Here is a 22,679-nt window from a genome sequence, read left to right on the forward strand (position 1 = left end):
TGTGTGTGGGGGGTGTTGTCAGTAGGCGGAGTCGACGTTGTCCATGCTGCCGTAGCGGTCGGCGGCGTAGTTGCAGGCGGCGACGATGTTGGCGACGGGGTCGGTGAGGTCGTCGGGGGTGCCCTTGACGTGGTACTGGTCGAAGGTGGGCTGGATGACCTGGAGGAGTCCCTTGGAGGGGATGCCCTTCTGGGCGTTGATGTCCCAGTCGTTGACGGCGTCGGGGTCGCCTGCGGATTCGCGGATGATGTTGCGCTTGATGCCGTCGTAGCTGCCGGGGATGTCGTGCTTGGCCATGACGGCGCGGGCCTCGCGGATCCAGCCGTCGAGGTTGTCCGCGTACTTGCCCTTGCCCTCGCCCTCGCCCTTGCTGTTGTCCTTGCTCTTGCTGTTGTCCTTGGCGGCCTTGTCCGCGCTCTGCTCGGCCTGGGTGGCCTGGGTGGTCAGGTGCTGGGCGGTGGCGGCGGCCCGGTGGGCGGCCGGGGAGGCGGCGTCGGGCTGGGCGGCGTGGGCGGTGCCGGTCAGGGCGGTGGCGGCGATACCGGCCGCACCCAGGACGGTCAGACCGCTGACGGCCACACGACGGGTGGGACGGACTGCGGTCAGAGTGCTCAGGGTGGTGCGCATGGGGAAGGGGGGGCCTTTCGCGTGGGGGACGTGACGCCGCACCCGACACGGGGCTGCCGGAGTGTGGTTGCGCGGCGTGGGGCCCACCGTGCGCAAGACACCCCCCACCCCGGCAAACATGTGACCTACGACCCGGCCTAGTCCCCCACACCCGGCCCGGGATGCTGACCCCGCACCCACCCCGATACCGGCATTCCGGACATACGAGGGTGAGTCGTACGTGACCTGGACCCTATGGGCGGCCTCACACCACCCACCCCGCCACACCCCCACCCCCACACCCCCAGTACCCACCCCTGCGCACACCGCCACGAACCGGGAAGACACCGGCCCCGCACGTCAGGCTGTCCGGGAGTCCGCCGTGTCCGCTCGTCCGGCCAGCCCCAGGAGTTCGTCGACCGGGTCGCCGTGGAAGGCGGCACGGGCTGCCGCGGCCAGCCGGGCGCGGGCGGGGCCCGGGAACGCCAGCTCGTGCGCACTGTGCGCCGGTTCGGCCGCACCGGCGGCGTACCGGGAGAGTCCGGCCTGCGCCATGGCCCGTACACCCGCCTCGGCATGCCCTGGCAGCGGACGGTGGCCGACGACCGGCAGGCCCGCCGCGAGCGCCTGGGCTGCAGTTTGGCCCGCGGCGTTGTCGAGCAGCACATGGGTCGCCGCCATCAGGCCCGGCAGATCGGTCACCCAGCCGAGCGGCAGCAGGCCGGGGTGGCGGGTCGCGCGGTGCCGCAGCCGGGTGTCGTTCCCGCACAGCAGCACCGGGACACAGCCATGGTCCGCGAGGTGCCGCGCCGTCTCCATCAGTCGGGTGCCCACGCCCCAGGCGCCCGTGGACATCAGTACGGCGGGCCGCTCCGTGGAGAGCGGGCGGGTGTGCTGCGCCGCCGCTGCCACATGCCGGTCCAGCAGGGCCCGCCAGCGGCCGTCGCTGTCCCGGGGCCGGAAGAACCGGGCGGGCACCACCGGCCCCGTGTTCCGCGCGGGGCCTCCCAGCGCGGAACGCACCTGTGCGGCGGCGGCCTCGGTGACGCACAGATGGAGGTCGTTCCCCGGGTGCAGCCAGCCGCGGTGGACGGCGAAGTCGACCACGACGACCGCCGCGGGCACCTCCAGCGCGCCCCGGGCCCGCAACCGCCCGGTCACCTGTGCGCTCAGATGGAAGGTGGGCACGACGACGTCGGGGCGCCACTCCGCGACGGCCCTCAGGAGCGGGCGCTCGGCGAGCGCCGCCAGCGGTGCGCTGCTGGGGCGCGGTCCGGGCGCGGCGGCCGTGGCGAGGAAGCTCGCGTACACCGCGCCGTAGAGCTTCGGTGCGTGCCGCACGGTGCCCCGGTAGCCGGTCCGCAGCACCCGGCCGCTGCCCGCCGGGAGCATGCCGAGGATGTCGCGTACGACAGCCGGGTGACCGCGGGCCCGCAGCCGGTGCGCCAGTTCGTGCGCGACCGCGTCGTGGCCCGCGCCCATGCTGGCACTCAGCAGCAGGAAGCGGTGCGGCATGGGGCTCCAGGGTCGTCGGCGGGCGCGGACCGGCGCGGTCCCGAACCCGTTCGGCCCGGGACAGCGCGCCGGGGCTCTGCGGGCGGCTGGACACGTCCGTAGACCCTCGGCACATCCGTAGACCAGTGTGCTGGCCGCTCGTCGGCGGCGGCGTAGCGACACTCAGCCGTTCCGGCCGGGCGCCGCGGGCCCGGCCTCCCGGCAGCCCGGCCGGAGGCGCGGGGAGCCGAACAGGTGGTTCGGCGGACCCGGGCAGGGCTCCGGGCGGATACGGAGCACGGTTGCCAGCATGCTGGAGCCGGGGCCGGTTGTGCCCCGGTACATGTTCCCGGCCCCGTCGGGCCCGTACTGCTCACCGGAGGCGTCCGTGTTCGACAGGCTCGGCAGATCCGACGGCCGTCCGACGCATCCGCCGCTCCGGGCCCCTTCGCTGCGGCACCGCTACCGGCGGCATCCGACCGGTCGGCTGTCGGTGCCCACCCGCGCCCGGCCGCTCAGGCGCGCACCGACGGGCGCGGAAGCGGAGAGCCGGCCGCACCGCCCGGTGGCCCTGGTGACCGGAGCGTCCTCGGGCATCGGAGCGGCCGTCGCCGAGGAGCTCGCCGCGGACGGCACCTGGCGGCTGCTGCTCAACGGCCGGGACGGGGGACGGCTGGGGCAGGTGGCGACCCGGACCGGCGGGGTGCCGCTGGCGGCGGACCTGGCCGACGCGCGGTCCCGCGCGCAGTTGGCCGAGGAGGCCCTGGTGCACAGCGGCAGGGTGGACGCGCTGGTGGCGGGCGCGGGCATCGGCTGGGCGGGGTCGTTCGCCGCGATGCCCCCGGAGGACATCGACGAGGTGCTGGCCCTGAACCTGAACGCGACACTGCATCTGGTGCGGCTCCTGCTGCCCGGCATGGTGGACCGGCGCTGCGGACAGGTGGTGCTGATCGGTTCCATGGCGGGCAGCGTCGGGGTGCGGGGCGAGGCGGTGTACTCGGCGACGAAGGCCGGGCTGGCCGCGTTCGCCGACAGCCTGCGCTACGAGCTGGCACCGAGCGGGGTGGGGGTCTCGATGGTGCTGCCCGGAGTGGTCGACACCCCCTTCTTCCAGCGCCGCGGGGCCCCCTACCGGCGCGACCGGCCGCGTCCCGTGCCCGCGACACGGGTGGCCGAGGCGGTGTGCCGGGCACTGCGCACGGGCCGCCCCAACGCGTATGTGCCGTCCTGGATGGCCATGCCCGCGTGGCTGCACGGGACGGCCCCGGGGGTGTTCCGCAGCCTGGCCCAGCGCTTCGGCTAGGCGCCCGCGTGCTGTGGACAGCTCTCTCGATCGTGCTGGCGGTGCTCGCCGCGATGGGGAACGCGGCCGCCTCGGTGCTCCAGCGGCGGGCGGCGGCGGTGGAGCGGCCGGGCCCCTCCGGGCGGCGGTTGTCGTGGCTGCCGGGATTGCTGCGCCGTCCCGTGTGGCTGTGGGGAGCGGGCACGCTGGTGCTGTCGGCGGTGTGCCAGGCGGGTGCGCTGGCGACGGGGCCGCTGGCCGTGGTGCAGCCGGTGATGACGACGGAGCTGCTGTTCACCCTGGTACTGGGCGGCCTGGTGTTCCGGCAGCGGCCCGGCGGGCGGGCGTGGGCGGCCTTCGCCGCGATGGTGGTGGGGCTGGCAGCGTTCCTGTGGCTGGTCTGGCCCTCTGGCGGGGCGGCCTCTGTGCCCTCCGGGCGCTGGATGGTGATGGCGCCGCTGGCCGTGGCACTGGTGGCGGTGCTGGTCGTGGTGGCCTTCCGGCTGCCCTCCGCGCCGCGGGCGACCGTGCTGGGCTCGGCCACGGCGGTGCTGTTCGGGGTGACGGCCGCGCTGATGAAGGACGCGATCTCCTACCTCGCGGACGACGGGCTGGTGGCGCTGCTGACGGCGTGGCAGACCTACGGGGTGGCTGTCGCGGGCGGAGCGGGGTTCCTGCTGCTGCAGATGACACTGCACGCGGGGACGCTGGTCGCCTCGCAGCCCGCGCTGACGCTGGGGGACGCGTTCCTCAGCGTGGTGCTGGGCGCCGCGCTGTTCGACGAGCGGCTGTCGCTCGGCTGGCGGGTGCTGCCGGAGCTGGCCGCGCTGGCGCTGATCAGTGCGGGGAGTGTGCAACTGGCCAGGTCGCCGGCGGTGGCGGGCACCTCCGAGAAGGAGATCTGGTGAACCGGCCCCGCGTGCTGTCCACGCTGGTGGCAGCGCCGGCAGCCGTCGCGGCCGCGAACATCCTGCCGGCCGCCACCTGGCTGCCGCCGGTGCGGGCCGCACTCCGCCCGGAGCTGGACGGGCGCGGCCGGGCCGACCACATCGCGCTGACCTTCGACGACGGACCGGACGCCCGGTCCACTCCGGCCTTCCTCCGGGAGCTGGACCGGCTGGGGCTGCGGGCGACGTTCTTCCTCCAGGGTGCTGCCGTGCTGCGCCACCCCGCTCTGGTGCGGTGCATGGCCGCCGAGGGGCATGAGCTGGCGGTGCACTGCTGGGAGCACCAGCCGCCCTGGCTCCCCCGCCCGGTCGCCGACCGCCGGGACCTGGAGCGGGCGCTGGCGGCCGTGCGGGAGACCACCGGGACGGAGCCGCTGTGGTACCGGCCTCCGTACGGAGTGCTCACCGCGACCCGCTGGTGGGCCGCCCGGCGGCTGGGGCTGCAGCCGGTGCTGTGGACCGCCTGGGGCCGCGACTGGCAGGCCGGGGCCGGACCGGACAGTGTGCTCACCGCGCTGCGCGCGCGTCTGAGCGGCGGGGCCACCGTCCTCCTGCACGACAGCGACCGCAACAGCGCTCCAGGTTCCTGGCGGGTCACGCTGGCGGCCCTGCCCCGTCTGGTCACCCTCTGCCGGGCCGCGTCCTGGCGTATCGGTCCGCTGGCGGAGCACGGGTCGGCGGCGGTGCGCGGGGGGACGGCCGGGCCGGAGCGATCGCCGCTCACGGGCTGACGGCACCGCGCGGCGGACCGGGGACGCCGTGTCCCGGCGGTACCGCCCGGCGCGTCCGCCCGGCACAGCGGGACTCGGCAGCCGGGGGCGCCGTGGACCCCGATGCCGGGGAGGTGCGCCGGGGCCCCGGGAGCCCGGTGGACGGAGCGGCGCCGGACCTCCTCGGTGCCCGACTCCGCTCCGATGCGGGCGAACTGGTCCACGGAGCGGGTGTCGACGCCGTAGCGGATCGCGGAGGCGGGCGCCACGGCGTCGGCATCGGCATCGGCATCGGCATCGGCATCGGCGAGCAGGACGCAGGGTCCCGTGCCGCTGACTCCGACAGCGACGGTCCGGGCATCGGCCGCCCCGGAGCTGGCCGCCCGGTCCGGGCCGGGCTCGGCCGGTTCCGGCGCCGCGTCCTGGATGACGGGATCCTGCGGGTAGTTCACCAAGTGTCAAGGTATGCGCAGTTTTTCGGCCGTGCGGCGGGGGAGTCAGCAGGCGAACCACTCGAAGGGCACCGCCCTCGACCAAGGAGCACCGCATGACACCGGTCACCGTACGGCCCCTCAGGGCCGCGGCCAGGCTCGCTGCTCTCACGCTCGCCGCGCTGACGCTGCTGTCCCTGCCCTCCGCTGCCACCGTGGCCGCCGTCGGCGCCGCCACTCCGCCGGGCCTGAGCTGCCACACCGGCAGGCACCACAACGACGAGTACACCGGCTATGCCCTGTGCAGGAACAACGGCAGGGCGACGCAGACCTTCTGGGTCCATCTGGTCTGCGGCTGGAGCCCTGACATCGACGGCGAACGTGTATCGCTGCGGCCGGGGCAGTCGGGCCAGTCCACCGCGCACTGCAGCAAACTGGGCAGCGGCATCGGGCGGATCGAGGTGCGTCCCTGACCCCGGCGGTCAGCCGCGCCCGATCTCCCGGTCCGCTCCCAGGACCGATACCGCGAACCGGTGGGCCAGCTTCCGCCACACCGGCGTCGCGGTGACGGCGTCCTCGGTCGCCCGGCGGTGGAGCTCCGCGCGATCGAGGGCGCGTTCGGCACGGCCCGCCAAGTCCCAGGCCAGGATCCGGTCCGGCGAGGTCTCCGGGTGGAACTGGACGCCCCAGGCCCGCTCCCCCACGCGGAACGCCTGGTAGGGGCAGCGCTCGCTCCGCGCGAGCCAGGCGGCGCCGGGCGGCAGTGCCGTGATGGCGTCCACATGCCGCTCGATGGCCGTCACCGGCGAGGGCAGGCCGTGGAAGAGCGGATCGCTCTGCGCCTCGGCCCGCAGGGTGAGCGCAGTGCTGCCCATCTCGGGCTCGCCGTGCTCCGCCGCCACCGCTCCCCCGGCGACGTGCGCCAGCATCTGCCCTCCGAGGCAGATGCCGAACAGCGGCGCACCCGTGTCGAGCGCCTCGGCCACCAGTGCGCGGGTGGGCGCCAGCCACGGGGCGCGGGCGTCGTCGTCGGGCAGGAAACCGCCACCGAGCACCACCAGGGCCCCGCCCGCGAGTCGCGAGGGGAGCGGCGCCCCCTCGTGGGCCGGGACGGTCCGGACGTCGAGGCCCGCTTCGGTGAGCCAGTCGCCGAACCGCCCCGGCCCGCCCTGCGGGGTGTTCTGCACCACCCAAGCTGTCGTCGCCACCGCGCCCGCCTTCCGCTCGCATCCGCGCCGGCCGCCGGCCTCGGGTCCCTGACCCGAGTTCCGGCTGCGCCGGCTTCCGCGCCATGCTGACACGGCCCGCGGGTCCGGTCCGAGGCCCCGGTCGCCGACCGCGACCGGACGGCCGCCGGGTCCGCGGTACGGGACAGCGGCCTCCCGCCACCGCGCGGCCGCCCGGGCCCCGCGCGGCCACGCACACGACGGCGCGGGCGTCACACCGGGCAGGACGGCGTGCGCATTTCGGCGGGGCCGCCGGTCTTCCGCCAGGAGACGTCGCAGCGCGCACGACGGCGTGGGCGTCCGGACTCCGCCGCGCCGCACCTCCGGTGACGGCACAGAGCGAGGGCCGGGCAGGATGCGTGTCCTGCCCGGCCCTCGCTCTGTGCACGGCGCGTTGCGCCCCGCTCCGGTCGCCGCCCCGGCCGCTCAGATACGGCCGCGGGTCCATCGCGTCACGGGTCCCGCGCTGCTCCGGGCGGTCCTCCGCCCCAGCGCGAACGCTCCCGCCAGAAGAGCGAGGAGACCGCCGGCCGCGCCCGCGGCGAGGTTCCTGCGCTCCTTGACGGCGCTCGCACCGGCGGCGGCAGCCGCGCCGGCCTTGGCCCCCGCGGACACGAGGGTGTCCTTGGCGGCCTCTCCCTTCGTCCTGGGGTTCTCTCCCGCGGAGTGCGTACCCTCACCCGTGGCGGCGCCATGGGCGCCGGGTCCGGCTCCGTTCGCCGTCACGGTCTCGACCGCGCGCTCCGCGCTGCGTCCCTTGGAGTTCTTCACCGGGTCAGCCATGCCGCCACGGGTGACCGCACGACGCGGTCCCAAACCCCGCGGAGCGCGTCCGCGTTCGGTGCGGGTGCGCATTTCGCCGGTCAGGCGCCGTACATCCCGCTGAACACCAGGAAACCGAGCAACATGCCTATGACAAGTCCGGCGACGGACACCCCGATCGCGACCGGTGCGAGTCGCTCCTGTTTGGACTTGGCGACGAAGCCGCAGACCATCCCCGCGATCCCGAAGCCGGGCGGGCAGAAGATGAAGGCGACGGCACCGAGCACGATCCCGACGATGCTCAGCGTGTTGGAATCGTTCGCAGGCGGCGGGCCTGGCTGGTACGGCTGATTGGGCGGTCCTGTGTACGACACTAATTCCCCCTCCAGGGTCGGTGCCGCCACCCTATGGAGCGAGAGCAGTGCTGGGTAGCCCGTGTGACACCTCTGCAACCCGGGCTTGATCAAGGTGTGGCTGGTGAGACCGGCCGGGAACACTCGGAGGAGCCGTTCGCCGCGGCGTCGGCAAACCCGCGGAGGCCCGTGAGAAGCGCTTCACGGTCTCCGGGCGGCATGGTGGCCAGGATGCCGAGCAGGGCCTCCTCGCGCCGCTCGCGCAGATCTCGCAGATGCGCTCTGCCCTGCGGAGTCAACCGCAGCTCCAACTCTCGTCCGCTGGTGGGGCTCGGTGAACGCGCGACGAATCCGATGGCCTCCAGCCGGTCGCAGAGCCTGCTCACCGACGACGGCGCGGAGCCGAGCGCCTCCCCCAGCGCCCGCAGGTTCATTCCCTCGTCACGGTCGACGCAGTACATGACGCGCAACTGGGAAGGGGACACCGGCGCGCGGGCGGTCGCGTTTCTGCCCTGCTCCCAGAGCACTTCCAGCAGTTCTATGATCTCACCGGCGCGCTGTCCGGCCTGCTGGGCACAGCCACCGGGCAGTGAGGGATCCCCGCCCATATCAGTACCACTCCCTAACGGCGGCACGGCCAGACCGGGTTCGGCTCCCTGTCCCCGCGCCGGTGCCCGCGGACACCGACGCGGGGAAGGTCCGGACGCTTCGCACGCCCGGACCCGTGCTGCTCCGCTGCGCGGCGGGACAGCTTCCACCGGTCCACTGCGGCGTCCGTCGTCGGCAAGCCTCTCCCTGAGCACCCCGTATGCCCGGTCAGCCGCCATGTCATGCCCGGCGGAACCCGCGCCCCGCAGCACGTGGCGGGCGGTACCGCCGCTGCGGTGCTGCACCACAATGGCACCTGGCTCGAGAGCCCCCCATCCGGGCCGCCCGGCACCCGCAGACCGATCGCCACCGCGGCCGACATCGGCCCACCGGAGAAGAGAGTCCCCATGCGCATAGCCGCCTATCTGGCGCATCCGCGCCCCGGCAGCTTCAACCACGCCGTGTTCGACGCCGTCGTGGACGAACTGCGGCAGCACGGCTGCCGAGTACGGGCCCACGACCTGTACGCCGAGGGCTTCGACCCGCTCCTGACCGCGTCGGAGACCGAGACCGTGCAGCCGCTGGGAGCGGCGGCGGACGCGGACGGCAACACGGATCCGGCGCTCGAACGGCATCGCGCGCAGGTCGCCGAGGCCGACGCGCTGGTCTTCGTCCACCCCAACTGGTGGGGCATGCCCCCCGCGGTGCTGACCGGCTGGGTGCAGCGGGTTCTGGTGCCCGGCGTCGCATACAAGCTGGCCGCGGCGGAAGGCGAGCCGGCGGGGCTGCTGTCCGCGGACCGCGCCCTGGTCCTCAACACCTCGGACACCCCGGCGGAGCGGGAGGAGCGCGAGTTCAACGACCCGCTGGACAGTGTCTGGAGGGCCTGCGTCCTGCCGTACACGGGCATCACGGACGTGCGGCGCACCGTCTTCCGCACGGTCACCGACGCCGACGCGGCACGCCGCTCCGACTGGCTGCGGCAGGCCCGGGCCTTGGCGGCCGCGCTCCTGGACTGACCTCCGGCGGAGTTCCCGGCGCCGCCTCGGGGTCAGTGCACGTCCGGCCCCGTGCCGGGCGGCTGCTGCCGGTGAGCGGCGGCGAGCCCGCGGGACAGCCCGGGGCGGGAGGGGCGGCCCCGCTCGGCCGCGGCAGCGCTGGCGCGGGCGTTGAGGAGCGAGTCGAAGAGGGCGCGCCCCGCCAGCAGTGCGGCCCGCATCTTCTCGGTCTCAGCGGCGTCCGGGGCCGAGCCGCCGCCGGCGCGCCGCGCGTCCCGGAGTTGCCGGTACCCCTGGACCCGCCGGGCGTGGTGCACCGAGAGCGCGGCGAGGCGTTCCTCGAACGGCAGTCCGGCGGGGTATCCCCGCTCTTCGGACAGCCGCTCCAGCAGCGTCTCGGCCGCACCGAGTGCCCGGGCCGGGGAGTCGACGAAGTCCTCCTGGGCGGCTTTCCACTGCGCGAGATAGCGCTCCCGCGCGCCGGAGGCGAGCGGCTGCACCGCGAGGGCGCCGTACCGCTCGAGCCGGCCGGACAACTCGCGCCGCGTGGTGCGGGCGTCGCCGTGCCGCCGGGCCAGGACACGCGTGTACTCGGGGCCGAACCGGCGCTCCAGCAGCCGCGCCTCCACGGCCGCCGCCCGCCGCCGCAGACGGAGCGCGAGGACGAAGGCGACGGCCAGGATCACGGCCGTACCGGCGACGAGCAGGAGGGTGAACATGGGCACCTTCTCCCCGGCTCCCGGCGGGAGGCGTCCGGGAGCCGTGCTGAGGGGCGGGCCGCGGAGGAGGGGCCCGGCATCTGCCCGGCTTCCCGGACACCGCGCCGGTAAACCACGAACCGCGCCCGCAGGGGCCGAATACGCTCGGAGGCAACGAAGTTGACGTGCTGTCATCCGATGAGGGGATGCGGGAGGAGCGCATGTGCCCCTGTTGCCCTTCGTTACCGGTCGTCCGTGTCCGCCCGCGCTCCCCGCTCGCTAGGATCCGGAGCAGATGTCCGGGCACGGGGCCCGGGGGAGTGCGGTTGGGGTGAATGGTGAATACAGTTGTCGGTCGAGTCGTCCGTTTCGACGGTGCGCGGGGGTACGGGTTCATCGCCCCGGACCACGGAGGCGAGGACGTCTTCCTGCATGCGAACGACCTGATGATGCCGGAATCGTTCGTGCACAGCGGCGTCGCGGTGGAGTTCGAGATCGAGGACGGGGACCGGGGCCTGAAAGCCTCCTCCGTCCGGCTGCTGGACCGCTCGGACGCGGGGCCCGAGACCGCTTCGCCTGGCAGGGACCGGGCCCCGCACGGACCGGCCGCCTCCCGCGGTGAGGACGGGGAGGATCCGATGTGCGACGTGCTCGGTGTCGCCGAGTACACCAGGGCGGTGACGGAACTGCTGCTGGAGACGGCACCGGACCTGACCGGCGCGCAGATCCTCGACATCCGCCGGCGTCTGGTGCAGTTCGGGAAGAGCCACGGCTGGGCCGAGGACTGACCGCGGCGTGCGGCCCGCGGCGGCCCGCCGTGCGGGCCGCCGCGGGTGCCGGCGGGGTCAGATGCCGAAGGCGGCGGGGTAGCGGATGACCCCGGAGGGCGCCGGCCCCGCCTCCGCGTCCAGGACGAGGGCCATCAGGGCCTCCTCCGGTACCTCGACGGGTGCGCGGATCCCGAACCGGGAGGCCGGCAGGAACCCGAACCGGGGGTAGTACTCCGGATGCCCGAGGACGAGCACCAGATTCTCATCGCGGTCCCGGGCCGCCTCCAGCGCGGCCCGGATCGCCGCCGTACCGGCCCCGGTGCGCTGACATGAGGGCAGCACCGCGCACGGGGCCAGCGTGAGCGCGGGATGTCCGGCCACGTGGCAGCGGGTGAGCAGGGCCTGCCCGACCGGAGTGCCGTCGGGCGTCTCCGCGAGCAGGGAGAGTCCGTCGAGCCACGCGTCGGGATCGGCGCGCAGCGCCTCGACGAGATCGGCCTCCGCGGACGTCGGGAAGGCCGCGAGGAGGATCCGGCGGATCGCGGCGGCGTCCGCAGCGGAGCCGGACCGCTCAGGTCGGGTGGTGAAAGAGCCTGCGGAAGGCTGGGACAACGGGAACACCTTCGATACGAGGGGTCCCGGTGCTGGCGGCGTGCTCGCAGGGCGCCCGGCACACGGCCGGCCGACGCCCCGGGCTCAGGCCGGAACCGGGACAGGGGAAAGGGAAACTGTCCGGACACCGCGCGAAGCGGTGGTCTGCACGGCAATCATCAGCTCATCTCCCCTGGTCTCGTCCGGATCGGCGACCCGGGCGGTCGCCGATCCGAGACGCTAGCACAGCTCCGGTACGGGGCTCCCGCGGGGCGGGGAGCCCCGGGAGCCCGCCCCCGGTCCGCCGTGACGGCGCACGGACCGGGGACGGCGGACCGGATTCGGCGGCATCCCGGTGCGGGTCAGTACCAGCCGTGCGCGTCGTGGAAGGCGAGTGCCGCCTGCCAGGAGCCGTACCGCTCCTTGACATAGCGCTCGGCACCGGCGTGCTGTTCGGCGACCGTGCCCTTGCCCCAGGGCTGGTCGGTCTGGAACAGCCCGTGGTACTTGCCGTTCTGCGCGTTCGGGTTGCCGCTGGACTCCCGGCGGATGATCTCCGCCTTGGCCGCGCTCTCCGCCGTCGAGGCGCCCGGCGCGGCGGGAGCGCTGCTCCGCGGCGCCTGCTGCTCAGGGGCGGATTCCTGCTGCTCGGGGACGGGTTGCTGGTTCTGCGGCGCCGGCTCCTGCCCGGCGCTGGGCCCGGTCGCGCTGCCCGGGGCCGCCGGGGCGGGCCGGGGTGCGGCCTCCTCGATGGTCAGCCGCTGCCCGGGGTAGATCCGGTCGGGATCGGGAAGCGCGTTCCGCTCCGCGAGTTCCTGCCATCTGGTGCCGTGACTCCGGGCCACCTCGGAGAGCGTGTCGCCGGGCCGCACCTGGTAGGTGGTGGTCGTGGGGTCCTGACGCTGCGCGGCCTCCGTGTGCGTGTGCGTGTCGGATGACTGCCCCTCCTGCGCGAAGGCAGGCGCGGCCGGAACGGCGACCGCGGCAGCCGTGAGGACGCCGAAGGTGGCGATCTTGGTCTTACGCATCTGAATCAAGTCCTTACCGTCGAGCCCGGAAGCTCTCTGTTGGGGTCAGAGGAAAGCCCGTCAGGGCCGTAGCAAACTCCGTCAGATGCCGTCCGGGCCGACGATCCGTTCTGCTTTGCCGATCTTTCACCCGTCCAGAGGTACCCGGCGTCCCCGATGGGCGGTACCTAGGCGGGGTTGGCCCGCAGCCAGTCCAGAACCTGCGCGGCGTGCCGGTCCGGAGGGAAGACGGGGTGGAAGACGTGCTCGATCGCACCGTCGCGGACGATCAGGGTGAGGCGCCGGTAGAACAGCCGCCCGTCCACTTCGAGAACGGGCATCCGCAAGGCTCCCGCGAGCGTCAGCACCGGATCGGAGAGCAAGCCGAACGGCAGCCGCAGCCGCCCGGCGAGTTCGCGCTGGCACGGGCTGTCCTGACCGGAGAGGCCGAACACGCGGGACGCCCCGGCGGTGAGCAGCTCCGCGTGCCGGTCGCGGAATCCGCACGCTTCCTGGAGACAACCTGCCGCGCCGGGGACGGAGTCCCAGCCGTCGGGCAGTTCACGGGGGCGGGCGGCGCGGGGAAAGGCATACAGGACGGTGCGCCCGGTGCCCAGCCGGTCCAGGGCGACCAGCCGGCCGTCGAGATGCGGGAGTTCGAGGTGGGGCAGCCGCGTTCCGGGCAGATGGTCGGCGGCACCGTCGTCCTCGGGTTCGGGAAGTCCCGCGGGCAGTCGCGTCAGGTCGTCCACGTGGTGTCCTTCCCCGTGCCGGGGCGCGTGCGGTGGGGTCCCCGGAACGCTATCCGCGCCCGCGCCGCACCGGCCGCACGACTCCGGGTCCGTACGGCCCGTGGAGCGGAACGGGCACCGAACGGGCGAGTGTTCGCCTCCAACGGTCGAAACCCGCTCGACCGCTGATACGTCGTGCCTGCTCAGAAGCGTCTCAGCGGGCGGTACCGACGGGCAGAAGCGGTCACGAACTCCTTCGCCGGGAGGCTGGTCGTACCGCACAGGGCCCGGTACAACTCTCCACACGGGCAGGAACGGGCATGTCCGTGACCGAACGGAGAGGGGCGACGGGGCCATGAGCGCGGCGGAGCGGCAGCGGCAGATCGTCGGCGCGGCGCGGCGGCTGGGCTCCGTCGAGGTGGCTGCGCTGGCGGAGGAACTGGGCGTCGCCAAGGAGACGGTCCGCCGCGACCTGCGGGTGCTGGAGGAACACGGGCTGCTGCGCCGGACCCACGGCGGCGCCTATCCGGTGGAGAGCGCCGGGTTCGAGACGACCCTGGCGTACCGCACCACCATGCACGTGCCCGAGAAGCGGCGGATCGCCTCGGCTGCCGTCGAACTGCTCGGGGACGCCGAGACGGTCTTCGTCGACGAGGGGTTCACCCCGCAGCTGATCGCCGAGGCGCTGCCCCGGGACCGGCGGCTGACCGTGGTGACGGCCTCGCTGCCGGTGGCGCGGGTGCTGGCGGCGGAGGAGGAGTTCACCGTGCTGCTGCTCGGCGGGCGGGTACGGGGCGGCACCCTGGCCACCGTCGAGCACTGGACGACGAAGATGCTCGCCGGGTTCGTCATCGATCTGGCCTTCGTGGGCGCCAACGGCATCTCCCGGGAGCACGGTCTGACCACTCCGGACCCGGCGGTCAGCGAGGTCAAGGCGCAGGCCATGCGAGCCGCGCGGCGACGGATCTTCGCGGGGCTGCACACCAAGTTCGGCGCGGTGAGCTTCTGCCGCTTCGCGGAGGTCGCCGACTTCGAGGCGCTGGTCACCTCGGTGAACCTGCCCGCCCCGGAAGCGCACCGCTACGCGTTGCGCGGGCCGCAGGTCATCAGGGTCTGAGCCAACCCCCCCCCGCTCCCCCTTCTGCACGGGCGGCCGTACCGCACGCCCGCGTTCGACCGGAATATCACGATTCGCCAGGAGTTCATATGCGCTGTCAGAGCAGGCCGCAGGGCCGGATACGCAGCCGACCACATCGGGCCAAGGCGGTCAGGGCAGCCACCGCCGCCGCCATGGCGAGTGCGCTGCTCGCGCTGTCCGCCTGCGCAGGTGCGGGCAGCCTCGGCTCCGGCGGCGACACGATCAACGTGCTGATGGTGAACAACCCGCAGATGCTGGACCTGCAGAAGCTCACCGCGGAGCACTTCACCGCGGAGACCGGCATCAAGGTCAAGTTCACGGCGCTCCCGGAGAACGACGTACGGGACAAGATCAGCCAGGACTTCGCCAACCAGGCCGGGCAGTACGACGTGGCGACGCTCAGCAACTACGAGACGCCGATCTTCGCCAAGAACGACTGGCTGCGCTCGCTGACCCCCTACACCCGCAAGGACAAGCGCTTCGACCAGCAGGACATCCTCCCCCCGGTGCGCGAGTCGCTCAGTGGCGAGGACGGCCAGGTCTACGCCGAGCCGTTCTACGGCGAGTCGTCCTTCCTGATGTACCGCAAGGACGTCTTCGCCCAGGAGGGCCTGAAGATGCCCGCGCACCCCACCTGGCCGCAGGTGGCGAAGCTCGCCGCGAAGGCCGACGGCGCCCAGCACGGCATGAAGGGCATCTGCCTGCGCGGGCTGCCGGGCTGGGGCGAACTCGTCGCCCCGCTGACGACGGTGGTGAACACCTTCGGCGGGACCTGGTTCGACAAGGACTGGAACGCGCGGCTGAAGGACCCCGCCTTCCGGAAGGCGACCGAGTTCTATGTGGACCTGGTGCGCAAGCACGGCGAGTCCGGGGCCTCCCAGTCCGGGTACGCGGAGTGCCTGAACAACATGACCCAGGGCAAGACCGCGATGTGGTACGACGCCACGGCCGGGGCCGGGTCCCTGGAGGGCGCGAAGTCCAAGGTGAAGGGCAAGATCGGCTACGTGCCCGCACCGGTGGTGAAGACCCGCAGCTCGGGCTGGCTCTACAGCTGGGCCTGGGGCATCCAGAAGGCGAGCCGGAACCCGGACAAGGCGTGGAAGTTCATCTCCTGGGCCTCCGGCAAGGAGTACGAGAAGTTGGTCGGTGAGAAGTTCGGCTGGGCCAACGTCCCGGCGGGCAAGCGGGCCTCCACCTACGAGCTGCCGGAGTACAAGAAGGCGGCCGGTGCCTTCCACGAGGTCACCCGGGAGGCCATCACCGAGGCCGAGCCGCGCGACCCCGGCGTGCAGCGGCGGCCGACAATCGGCATCCAGTTCGTCGACATCCCCGAGTTCGCCGACCTCGGGACGAAGGTCTCGCACGAGATCAGCGCCGCCATCGCGGGCCGCCAGTCGGTGGACGAGGCGCTGCGCAAGGCCCAGAAGCTGGCCCAGGAGGTCTCCGACGACTACGAGGGGCGAGGGCAATGAGCACTCCGACCACCACGGCCCCGGGCGCGCACGACGAGAAGCGTCCGCCGGCCGCCCGGGCCGCCGCCGCGCCGAAGGGGCCGCCCAACCGGCTGCGCGGCTGGGTCACCCGCGCGCCGCTGCTGCCCGCCCTGGTCTTCCTGATCATCGTCACCCAGTTGCCGTTCGCGGCCACGCTGGTGGTCTCGTTCTTCGACTGGAACGCGCTCTACCCCGAGGCCCGGTCCTTCGGCGGCTTCGCGAACTACCAGGAAGTGCTCAGCGATCCCGAGCTGCGCGACTCCGTGCTGACGACCGCGGTGCTGACCGCGGTCGTCGTCCTGGTCAGCCTGGTGCTCGGGCTGCTGCTGGCGCTGCTGCTCGACCGCAGCTTCCGCGGCCGCGGCGTGGTGCGCACGCTGCTGATCGCGCCGTTCCTGCTGGTCCCGGTGGCCGCGGCGCTGCTGTGGAAGCACGTGCTGTACAACCCCGAGTACGGGCTCTTCAACGGCGTGCTGAGCTGGCTGTTCGGGGACGACGCACCACAGCCGGAGTGGGTGGCCGAGATGCCGCTCGGCGCCGTGGAGATGGCGCTGATCTGGCAGTGGACGCCGTTCATGATGCTGATCCTGCTCGCCGGGCTGCAGAGCCGGCCCGCCGACTCGATCGAGGCCGCCCGGATCGACGGGGCCGGGGCCTGGCAGATCTTCCGCTATCTGACGCTGCCGCACCTGCGCCGGTATCTGGAGCTGGGGGCGCTGCTGGGGTCGATCTACATCGTGCAGAACTTCGACGCCGTCTTCACCATCACCTCCGGCGGGCTGGGCACCGCCAATCTGCCGTACACCATCTACCAGACCTTCTACCAGGGCCATGAGTACGGCCTCGCCTCGGCCGCCGGCGTGCTCGTCGTCATCGGCTCGCTGATCATCGCCACCCTCGCGCTGCGGGTGGTCTCGTCCCTCTTCCGCGAGGAGGTCCGCGCATGAGCGCCCTGACCGCAGACGCACCCGAGGCGGCGTCGTCCACTGCAGGACCGAAGGCCGCTTCTGCCGCGCCCAGAAGCGTCCGCCGCAAGAACACCGCGCTGGGCCTGCTGGCCTGGGTGTGCGGGCTGCTCTTCGTGCTGCCGATCGCCTGGATGGTGCTGACCTCGCTGCACTCGGAGTCGGACGCCGCCACCAACCCGCCGTCGCTGGCCGCCCCGCTGACTCTCGACGGCTACCGCACCTTCTTCGAAGCGGGCGGCGGGGCCGGGCCCTGGCCCGCTCTCGCCAACTCGCTGATGGCCTCGGTCTTCTCCACCCTGTTCGTGCTGGTGCTGGCGCTGCCCGCCGCGTACGCGCTGTCCATCCGGCCGGTGCGCAAATGGCGCGACGTGCTGTTCTTCTTCCTGTCGACGAAGATGCTGCCGATCGTCGCCGGACTGCTGCCGATCTACCTGTTCGCGAAGAACACGTCGTTCCTCGACAACATCTGGCTGCTGGTCATCCTCTACACCTCGATGAACCTGCCGATCGCGGTGTGGATGATGCAGTCCTTCCTCGCCGAGGTGCCGCCCGCGCTGATCGAGGCGGCGCAGATCGACGGGGCGCGGCTGCCGACCGTCCTCTCCCGGGTGGTCGCGCCCGTCGCCGCGCCCGGGATCGCCGCCACCGCGCTCATCTGCTTCATCTTCTCCTGGAACGAGATGCTGTTCGCGCGGGTCCTGACGGGGGTCGTGGCGCAGACCGCGCCCGTCTTCCTGACCGGTTTCATCACCAGCCAGGGCCTGTTCCTGGCCAAGGTGTGCGCCGCGTCTCTCGTGATCTCCCTGCCGGTGCTCGCCGCGGGGTTCGCCGCCCAGGACAAGCTGGTCCAGGGCCTGTCGCTAGGAGCTGTCAAATGAAGGCCGCACTCGTCGAGTCGGTGGGCAAGGTGTCCCTGACGGAGGTTCCCGACCCGGCCCCCGGTCCCCGCGAGGTGGTGGTGAAGGTCGCGGCGTGCGGGCTGTGCGGAACGGATCTGCACATCAAGCAGGGCGAGTTCGCCCCCTCGCTGCCCCTGGTGCCCGGTCACGAGTTCGCCGGGGAGGTGGTGGCGCTGGGCAGCGAGGTGGACGAGCTGGCCGAGGGGGACCAGGTGGCCGTCGATCCCTCCCTGTACTGCCACGAGTGCCGCTACTGCCGCCGCGGCCACAACAACCTGTGCGACCGTTGGGCCGCGATCGGCGTGTCCACGGCGGGCGGCGCCGCCGAGTACGCGGTCGCGCCCGCGGCCAACTGCGTGCGGCTGCCCGAGCATGTGCGGACCCAGGACGCGGCACTCATCGAGCCGCTCTCCTGCGCGGTGCGCGGCTACGACGTGCTCAAGAGCCAGCTCGGGTCCCATGTGCTGATCTACGGTTCGGGGACGATGGGGCTGATGATGCTGGAGCTGGCCAAACGGACCGGCGCGGCGAGCGTGGAGGTTCTGGACCTGAACCCCGAACGGCTGGCGACGGCCCGCGGTCTGGGGTGCAGCGGCGCGGCGGCGACCGCCGAGGAACTGGACCGGCCCGGCGGCTGGGACCTGGTGGTGGACGCGACGGGCAACGCGGCCGCCATCCAGGACGGCCTCGGCCGGGTCGCGAAGGCGGGCACCTTCCTCCAGTTCGGCGTCTCCGACTACGCGACACGCGCCACCATCGAGCCGTACCGCATCTACAACCAGGAGATCACCATCACCGGCTCGATGGCCGTGCTGCACAGCTACGAGCGGGCCGCCGAACTGTTCGCCGGCGGGATCCTGGACCCGGAGGTGTTCATCTCCGACCGGATGCCGCTGGACTCCTATCCGCAGGCGCTGGACCGGTTCGCCGAGGGCAAGGGCCGCAAGATCGTGGTGGTGCCCTGAGGCGGTGCCGCTCCGGGGGCACATCCCGGCGGCGCGGGCACCGCGGAGCGCGGGCGCCGTACCGCCGCCCTGGGACGCGTACCCGGTCACCGGACGGGAACGGCCGGTCGGGTACGGGCCGGTCGGGTACGGCCGGTCGGGAGCGGCCGGTCGGGAGCGGCAGTACGACCGCGGCCGGGTGCCGGGCTCGGGCGCACCGCCGGGACAGCGGCCAGAGCCGGGGCAGCCGGTGCGATCACCACTTCGACGCACAAACGGGTTGTCGTCATGGAACGCTCCGCCGAACGCGGGGCCGGCGCCACGGCTCGTTGCCGATCACGGATGCGCTCGTTGAGGCAGTGCATCCGGAGCATCGGGCTCCGGGGCGAGAGAGGAGGACTCGTGCCACGGAAGGGTATCGCCCTGGCGGCTGCCGCCGCGGTGAGCAGCGTGCTGTTCGCGGCAGTTCCGGCCGCCGCCGTGTCCCCCGCGCAGACGCGTGCCGGTGGACCGCCCTACCCGTACGCCGACTGCGTGAAGGAGGCGAAGCGGCAGATGAAGGGCACCGACCACGCGGCCAGGTCCCTGTGCGACAAGCTGGTGAAGAAGGGGTGGGTCAAGCCGCCCCGCGCCTGAGCCCGCGGGCCCCGTCGGACGGTTCACGCGCCGTCCGACGGGGCTTTCTCCTGCTCGGGTCCCCCGGCCCGGCTTCCTGTCGTGGCCCCGCGGCTTCGCCGGTCCGGATCCCCTCCTCCGGGCGGCGCGGGCCGGCCCCGGGACCGGTCGCCCAGCCCGGGTGCCAGGAGGAGAGTTCCGTGACCGTCTCAGGACCCCGTCCCACCCCCGGTCCACGCAGCCGCCCGGGCCTGCCGGAGCACGTGCGCGCATGCGTCCTGCTCAAGCACGGCGAGGTCTTTCTGCGCGGCCGCAACCGCGCCCGGTTCGAGGAACTCCTGTACGGCAACCTGCGGGATGCGCTCCGTACGCTCCCCGAGCCCGTCTGGCTGGAGAAGGGCCGCAACGTGACCGTCGTGGGCGGCGAGGTTCCGCTGGAGCGGCTCGTGGACCGGGTGCGCCGCGTGATCGGATTCAGCGTCGTGCAGCCGGCCGTGCGTGTCCCCGGCACGGTCGAGGACCTGGGAGCACACGCGGTCGACGCGCTGCGCCGTGCGGGGGAGGAGCGCGCCGGGAGCGGCGGTGAACCCAGCTTCGCCGTACGGGTCAAGCGCCGGGACAAGTCCTTCCCGCTCACCTCCTCGGAGTTGGCCGCGGCGCTGGGAGAGCGGGTGCGGCGGGCGACGGGAGCGCGGGTGGACCTCTCCGCACCGGACGTCGAACTGGTGGTGGAGGTGGACCGGGGCGCGGGCTTCGTGTCCGGGAAGCGGATACCCGGCCAGGGAGGGCTGCCGGTCGGCTCCAGCGGCCGGGCGCCGGCCCTGCTCTCCGGCGGATACGACTCCCCCGTCGCCGCCTACCGCGCGATGCGTCGCGGACTGGCCTGCGACTTCGTCCACTTCACCGGCGCCCCCTACGCCGACGCCTCCTCCGTCTACAAGACGTACGCGCTGGCCCGCGAGCTCAACCGCTTCCAGCCCCGCCGCGCACTGTGGGTCGTCCCGCTGGGCCGGGCGCAGAAGCAGCTCGCGGGCGCGGGACGGCTGCACGTGGTGGCCCAACGACGGCTGATGGCGCGCACGGCGAGCGCCCTCGCGCGGCGGCTGGTAGCCGAGGCCCTGGTGGCGGGGGACAGCCTGGGCCAGGTGGCCAGTCAGACGGTGGCCAACATGGCGGCTGTCGACGAGGCGCCGCGGTGCCGCTGCTGCGTCCCCTGCTGGGCTGGGAGAAGCAGGAGATCATCGACGAGGCGCGGGCCCTGGGCACCGCCGCCGTCTCGGTACTGCCCGACGAGGACTGCTGCTCGCTGCTGGCCCCTCGCCAGGTCAGCACCCGTGCCCGGGTCGCCGATCTGCGACGGGTGGAACAGCGTCCGGGGCCGGCCGGCCTCGCCGAGGAACTGCTGGCGGGCGCCTGGACCCTGGCCCCCGGCGCGGACGAGGTACCGGCCGCGGACACCGCCGGAGCGGAGCGGGCCGGACGGGTGTGAAGCCGCTGCGGGACCGCGGCGGCGAGCGGCCCGGCAGCGCCTCTCCGGAGGACCGGCCGCTCCGGCCCGGCAGCCGAGGTCCGCGGCAGCGGATCGCCCGCAGCTCTTCAGCCTCCGACGCCGTTCCGGCGGGCGGCACGGGTGGCGCGGGCGCAGGAGGCCGAGACCGCGCTGCGCAGCCATTCCGGCAGCGGCTCCTGGTGGGTCGCCCGGGTCAGCAGGCGGGCGACCTCCCGGAGCTTGGTGTTGGTCCGCTGCGAGGTGTCGACCAGCACCCGCCAGGCCGTCTCGGGGTCGCAGCGCCCCGAAGCCATGATCACCCCGCGCGCCTGGTCGATCACGGGACGGCTCTCCAGGGCCTGTCGGAGCTGGGCCACCTCCTCCCGGAGCCGGTGGACCTCGGCCGGTGCACCCGTCTCCTCCGCACGGTCGGCGGCCCCGGAATCCGCACCGGCGGCCGACGGTTCACGGCCGCCGGCCCGGGGCTCTTCACGGAAGTCGCCGGGGCTTTCGTCAGAAGGAGGAGAATCGGAGGTGTAGAAGGTCCCCTCGCTGGTCACCCGTAGCTCCATCCGAGCTGGTTCGGCCCAGGAGCCGGCGCGGTAGCGCCCCGGACCCGGCCTAGGCGGAGCCGGGCGCGCGCCCTGCCGCCCCAGGGCGAGTGGAGGAGTGGCCCCACTGCCCTGGGCGGCGCCACGGCGAGATTCATCGTGCCTCCGAAGACAACTGTTGTCGTATGACACACGTCTGCCCGTCCCGGCGGGGCGGTACGCGCACCTGTGAGATAGCGAACACCGGCGCACCCGTACCGTGGCGGGACGCCCTCCTGCCCGGGAGGGCGTCCCCGTGACAGAGGAGCGCCGTCGTGGCCCCGACCGAACCGCCCGTGCTGGTCCGAACGGACGGCCGCGTCGGCCGTCTCGTGCTCAACCGCCCGCGCGCGCTCAACGCGCTCGACAGGGAGATGGTCGACCTGCTGGCCGGGGCACTGGACGCCTGGGAGCGGGACGACGCAGTCGCCGCCGTCGTCCTCAGCGGTGCGGGCGAGCGGGGACTGTGCGCGGGCGGTGACATCCGCGGGATCCACGAGGACGTACGGCGGGGCGGCGGCGCCGACTCCGCACGGTTCTGGGCGGCGGAGTACCGCCTCAACGCCCGGATCGCCCGCTACCCCAAGCCGTACGTGGCGCTGATGGACGGCGTCGTCATGGGCGGCGGTGTCGGGGTCTCGGCGCACGGCAGCGTCCGTGTCGTCACGGAGCGGTCGCGGGTCGCCATGCCGGAGACGGGCATCGGTTTCGTCCCCGACGTGGGCGGCACCTGGCTGCTGTCCCGGGCACCGGGCGAACTGGGGACGCACCTGGCGCTGACCGCCGGGGCGGTGGGTGCGGCGGACGCCCTGCTGTGCGGACTGGCGGATCACTTCGTCCCCGCGGACCGGCTCGCGGACTTCGCCGCCGCACTGGCCCGCACTCCGCCCGCGAAGGCGGTGGCACGGTACGCGGCCGTCCCGCCGGAGTCCGAACTGGCCGGACACCGGGCCTGGATCGACACCTGCTACCGGTCCGACAGCGTTCCGGAGATCCTGGCGCGGCTGCGCGGCCACGGCGGGAGGGCGGCCGAGGAGGCGGCCGCGGCCGTCGAGTCGAAGTCCCCGACCTCCCTCAAGGTCACCCTCGCCGCGCTGCGCCGGGCACGCGGCCTCTCCTCCCTGGAAGCGGCCCTGGAACAGGAGTACCGCACCTCCGTCGCCGCGCTCTCCTCGCCCGACTTCGCGGAGGGCGTGCGGGCTCAGATCATCGACAAGGACCGCGACCCGCGCTGGTCGCCCGCCGCGCTCGACGAGGTCTCCGAGGAGGAGGTGGCGCGGCACTTCGCCGCACCGGAGAGCGGCGACCTGGGAGTCGGCGTGCGAATCTGATGCTTTCCGCGGGCGCGT

The 22,679-nt window shown here is 73.5% G+C and carries 24 protein-coding genes and 1 pseudogene; 14 read left to right on the forward strand and 11 right to left on the reverse strand.

Annotation, left to right across the window (positions count from 1 at the left end; all coding sequences use genetic code 11):
• Positions 1-18 precede the first annotated feature (18 nt).
• Together BMX65_RS14340 and BMX65_RS14345 are read right to left on the reverse strand one after the other, a co-directional pair.
• Positions 19-627 (reverse strand): transglycosylase SLT domain-containing protein, encoded by a 609-nt coding sequence (locus BMX65_RS14340; RefSeq protein ID WP_075000662.1) that lies wholly within the window; start codon positions 625-627, stop codon positions 19-21.
• Positions 628-966: 339 nt separating this feature from the next.
• Positions 967-2,121 (reverse strand): MGDG synthase family glycosyltransferase, encoded by a 1,155-nt coding sequence (locus BMX65_RS14345; protein WP_075000663.1) that lies wholly within the window; start codon positions 2,119-2,121, stop codon positions 967-969.
• A 367-nt stretch (positions 2,122-2,488) separates the two neighbouring features.
• Here BMX65_RS14345 and BMX65_RS14350 point away from each other — a divergent pair, with 367 nt between their 5' ends.
• The 4 genes from BMX65_RS14350 (at position 2,489) to BMX65_RS14365 (ending at position 5,943) form a co-directional block, all read left to right on the forward strand.
• The gene (locus BMX65_RS14350; protein ID WP_244905668.1) at positions 2,489-3,403 is read left to right on the forward strand and encodes an SDR family NAD(P)-dependent oxidoreductase; all 915 of its coding nucleotides are present in this window, start codon (positions 2,489-2,491) and stop codon (positions 3,401-3,403) included.
• Between the two features lie 8 nt (positions 3,404-3,411).
• Positions 3,412-4,290 (forward strand): DMT family transporter, encoded by an 879-nt coding sequence (locus BMX65_RS14355; RefSeq protein WP_177214268.1) that lies wholly within the window; start codon positions 3,412-3,414, stop codon positions 4,288-4,290.
• A complete protein-coding gene (locus tag BMX65_RS14360; protein WP_075000664.1) occupies positions 4,287-5,060 on the forward strand; it encodes a polysaccharide deacetylase family protein in 774 nt (257 codons plus the stop codon). Before BMX65_RS14355 ends, BMX65_RS14360 begins: the two co-directional genes overlap by 4 nt.
• Before the next feature lie 526 nt (positions 5,061-5,586).
• On the forward strand, positions 5,587-5,943 hold the full coding sequence (locus tag BMX65_RS14365; protein WP_075000665.1) for a hypothetical protein: 357 nt from the start codon (positions 5,587-5,589) through the stop codon (positions 5,941-5,943).
• Between the two features lie 9 nt (positions 5,944-5,952).
• On the opposite strand, the gene BMX65_RS14370 is transcribed toward BMX65_RS14365, so the two are convergent.
• From BMX65_RS14370 to BMX65_RS14385, 4 genes are all read right to left on the reverse strand, one after another.
• On the reverse strand, positions 5,953-6,678 hold the full coding sequence (locus BMX65_RS14370; RefSeq protein WP_239502172.1) for a type 1 glutamine amidotransferase: 726 nt from the start codon (positions 6,676-6,678) through the stop codon (positions 5,953-5,955).
• 444 nt (positions 6,679-7,122) lie between these two features.
• Positions 7,123-7,479, reverse strand: a complete 357-nt coding sequence (locus BMX65_RS14375) for a hypothetical protein (RefSeq protein WP_075000667.1) — start codon at positions 7,477-7,479, stop codon at positions 7,123-7,125.
• Between the two features lie 80 nt (positions 7,480-7,559).
• Positions 7,560-7,832, reverse strand: coding sequence for a hypothetical protein (locus tag BMX65_RS14380; RefSeq protein ID WP_075000668.1), 273 nt, complete (start codon positions 7,830-7,832; stop codon positions 7,560-7,562).
• An 89-nt stretch (positions 7,833-7,921) separates the two neighbouring features.
• Complete coding sequence (locus BMX65_RS14385; RefSeq protein ID WP_075000669.1) at positions 7,922-8,419, reverse strand: MarR family winged helix-turn-helix transcriptional regulator; 498 nt, start codon at positions 8,417-8,419, stop codon at positions 7,922-7,924.
• A 387-nt stretch (positions 8,420-8,806) separates the two neighbouring features.
• On the opposite strand from BMX65_RS14385, the gene BMX65_RS14390 reads away from it, so the two are divergent.
• Positions 8,807-9,418, forward strand: a complete 612-nt coding sequence (locus BMX65_RS14390; protein WP_075000921.1) for an NAD(P)H-dependent oxidoreductase — start codon at positions 8,807-8,809, stop codon at positions 9,416-9,418.
• 32 nt (positions 9,419-9,450) lie between these two features.
• Here BMX65_RS14390 and BMX65_RS14395 read toward each other — a convergent pair whose 3' ends face one another.
• Positions 9,451-10,116 (reverse strand): hypothetical protein, encoded by a 666-nt coding sequence (locus BMX65_RS14395; RefSeq protein ID WP_075000670.1) that lies wholly within the window; start codon positions 10,114-10,116, stop codon positions 9,451-9,453.
• A gap of 314 nt (positions 10,117-10,430) precedes the next feature.
• On the opposite strand from BMX65_RS14395, the gene BMX65_RS14400 reads away from it, so the two are divergent.
• Positions 10,431-10,883, forward strand: coding sequence for a cold-shock protein (locus BMX65_RS14400; RefSeq protein ID WP_075000671.1), 453 nt, complete (start codon positions 10,431-10,433; stop codon positions 10,881-10,883).
• A 57-nt stretch (positions 10,884-10,940) separates the two neighbouring features.
• Here BMX65_RS14400 and BMX65_RS14405 read toward each other — a convergent pair whose 3' ends face one another.
• From BMX65_RS14405 to BMX65_RS14415, 3 genes are all read right to left on the reverse strand, one after another.
• Positions 10,941-11,477, reverse strand: a complete 537-nt coding sequence (locus BMX65_RS14405) for a GNAT family N-acetyltransferase (protein WP_075000672.1) — start codon at positions 11,475-11,477, stop codon at positions 10,941-10,943.
• A 341-nt stretch (positions 11,478-11,818) separates the two neighbouring features.
• The gene (locus tag BMX65_RS14410) at positions 11,819-12,484 is read right to left on the reverse strand and encodes a LysM peptidoglycan-binding domain-containing protein (RefSeq protein ID WP_075000673.1); all 666 of its coding nucleotides are present in this window, start codon (positions 12,482-12,484) and stop codon (positions 11,819-11,821) included.
• 167 nt (positions 12,485-12,651) lie between these two features.
• Positions 12,652-13,215 carry a peroxiredoxin gene (locus tag BMX65_RS14415; RefSeq protein WP_075000674.1) on the reverse strand — a complete coding sequence of 188 codons (564 nt, stop codon included), beginning with the start codon at positions 13,213-13,215 and terminating at the stop codon, positions 12,652-12,654.
• A 334-nt stretch (positions 13,216-13,549) separates the two neighbouring features.
• Here BMX65_RS14415 and BMX65_RS14420 point away from each other — a divergent pair, with 334 nt between their 5' ends.
• From BMX65_RS14420 to thiI, 7 genes and pseudogenes are all read left to right on the forward strand, one after another.
• Positions 13,550-14,311 carry a DeoR/GlpR family DNA-binding transcription regulator gene (locus BMX65_RS14420; RefSeq protein ID WP_075000675.1) on the forward strand — a complete coding sequence of 254 codons (762 nt, stop codon included), beginning with the start codon at positions 13,550-13,552 and terminating at the stop codon, positions 14,309-14,311.
• Positions 14,312-14,400: 89 nt separating this feature from the next.
• On the forward strand, positions 14,401-15,804 hold the full coding sequence (locus tag BMX65_RS14425; RefSeq protein WP_075000676.1) for an ABC transporter substrate-binding protein: 1,404 nt from the start codon (positions 14,401-14,403) through the stop codon (positions 15,802-15,804).
• Positions 15,801-16,772: a carbohydrate ABC transporter permease gene (locus BMX65_RS14430; RefSeq protein WP_075000677.1), complete on the forward strand. Its 972-nt coding sequence runs from the start codon at positions 15,801-15,803 to the stop codon at positions 16,770-16,772. The genes BMX65_RS14425 and BMX65_RS14430 overlap by 4 nt, the downstream gene beginning before the upstream one ends.
• On the forward strand, positions 16,769-17,671 hold the full coding sequence (locus tag BMX65_RS14435) for a carbohydrate ABC transporter permease (RefSeq protein WP_075000678.1): 903 nt from the start codon (positions 16,769-16,771) through the stop codon (positions 17,669-17,671). Before BMX65_RS14430 ends, BMX65_RS14435 begins: the two co-directional genes overlap by 4 nt.
• Positions 17,668-18,657, forward strand: a complete 990-nt coding sequence (locus BMX65_RS14440; protein ID WP_075000679.1) for a zinc-dependent alcohol dehydrogenase family protein — start codon at positions 17,668-17,670, stop codon at positions 18,655-18,657. The genes BMX65_RS14435 and BMX65_RS14440 overlap by 4 nt, the downstream gene beginning before the upstream one ends.
• A 381-nt stretch (positions 18,658-19,038) precedes the next feature.
• Positions 19,039-19,272: a hypothetical protein gene (locus BMX65_RS14445; RefSeq protein ID WP_075000680.1), complete on the forward strand. Its 234-nt coding sequence runs from the start codon at positions 19,039-19,041 to the stop codon at positions 19,270-19,272.
• Between the two features lie 242 nt (positions 19,273-19,514).
• Positions 19,515-20,740, forward strand: a pseudogene (gene thiI, locus BMX65_RS14450) (tRNA uracil 4-sulfurtransferase ThiI).
• A gap of 107 nt (positions 20,741-20,847) precedes the next feature.
• Here thiI and BMX65_RS14455 read toward each other — a convergent pair.
• Positions 20,848-21,300: an ANTAR domain-containing protein gene (locus BMX65_RS14455; RefSeq protein ID WP_075000681.1), complete on the reverse strand. Its 453-nt coding sequence runs from the start codon at positions 21,298-21,300 to the stop codon at positions 20,848-20,850.
• A 305-nt stretch (positions 21,301-21,605) separates the two neighbouring features.
• On the opposite strand from BMX65_RS14455, the gene BMX65_RS14460 reads away from it, so the two are divergent.
• Positions 21,606-22,661 carry an enoyl-CoA hydratase/isomerase family protein gene (locus tag BMX65_RS14460; protein WP_075000682.1) on the forward strand — a complete coding sequence of 352 codons (1,056 nt, stop codon included), beginning with the start codon at positions 21,606-21,608 and terminating at the stop codon, positions 22,659-22,661.
• Positions 22,662-22,679 lie beyond the last annotated feature (18 nt).

Origin of the sequence: Streptomyces qinglanensis (assembly GCF_900111245.1) — a bacterium.
Lineage (GTDB): Bacteria > Actinomycetota > Actinomycetes > Streptomycetales > Streptomycetaceae > Streptomyces > Streptomyces qinglanensis.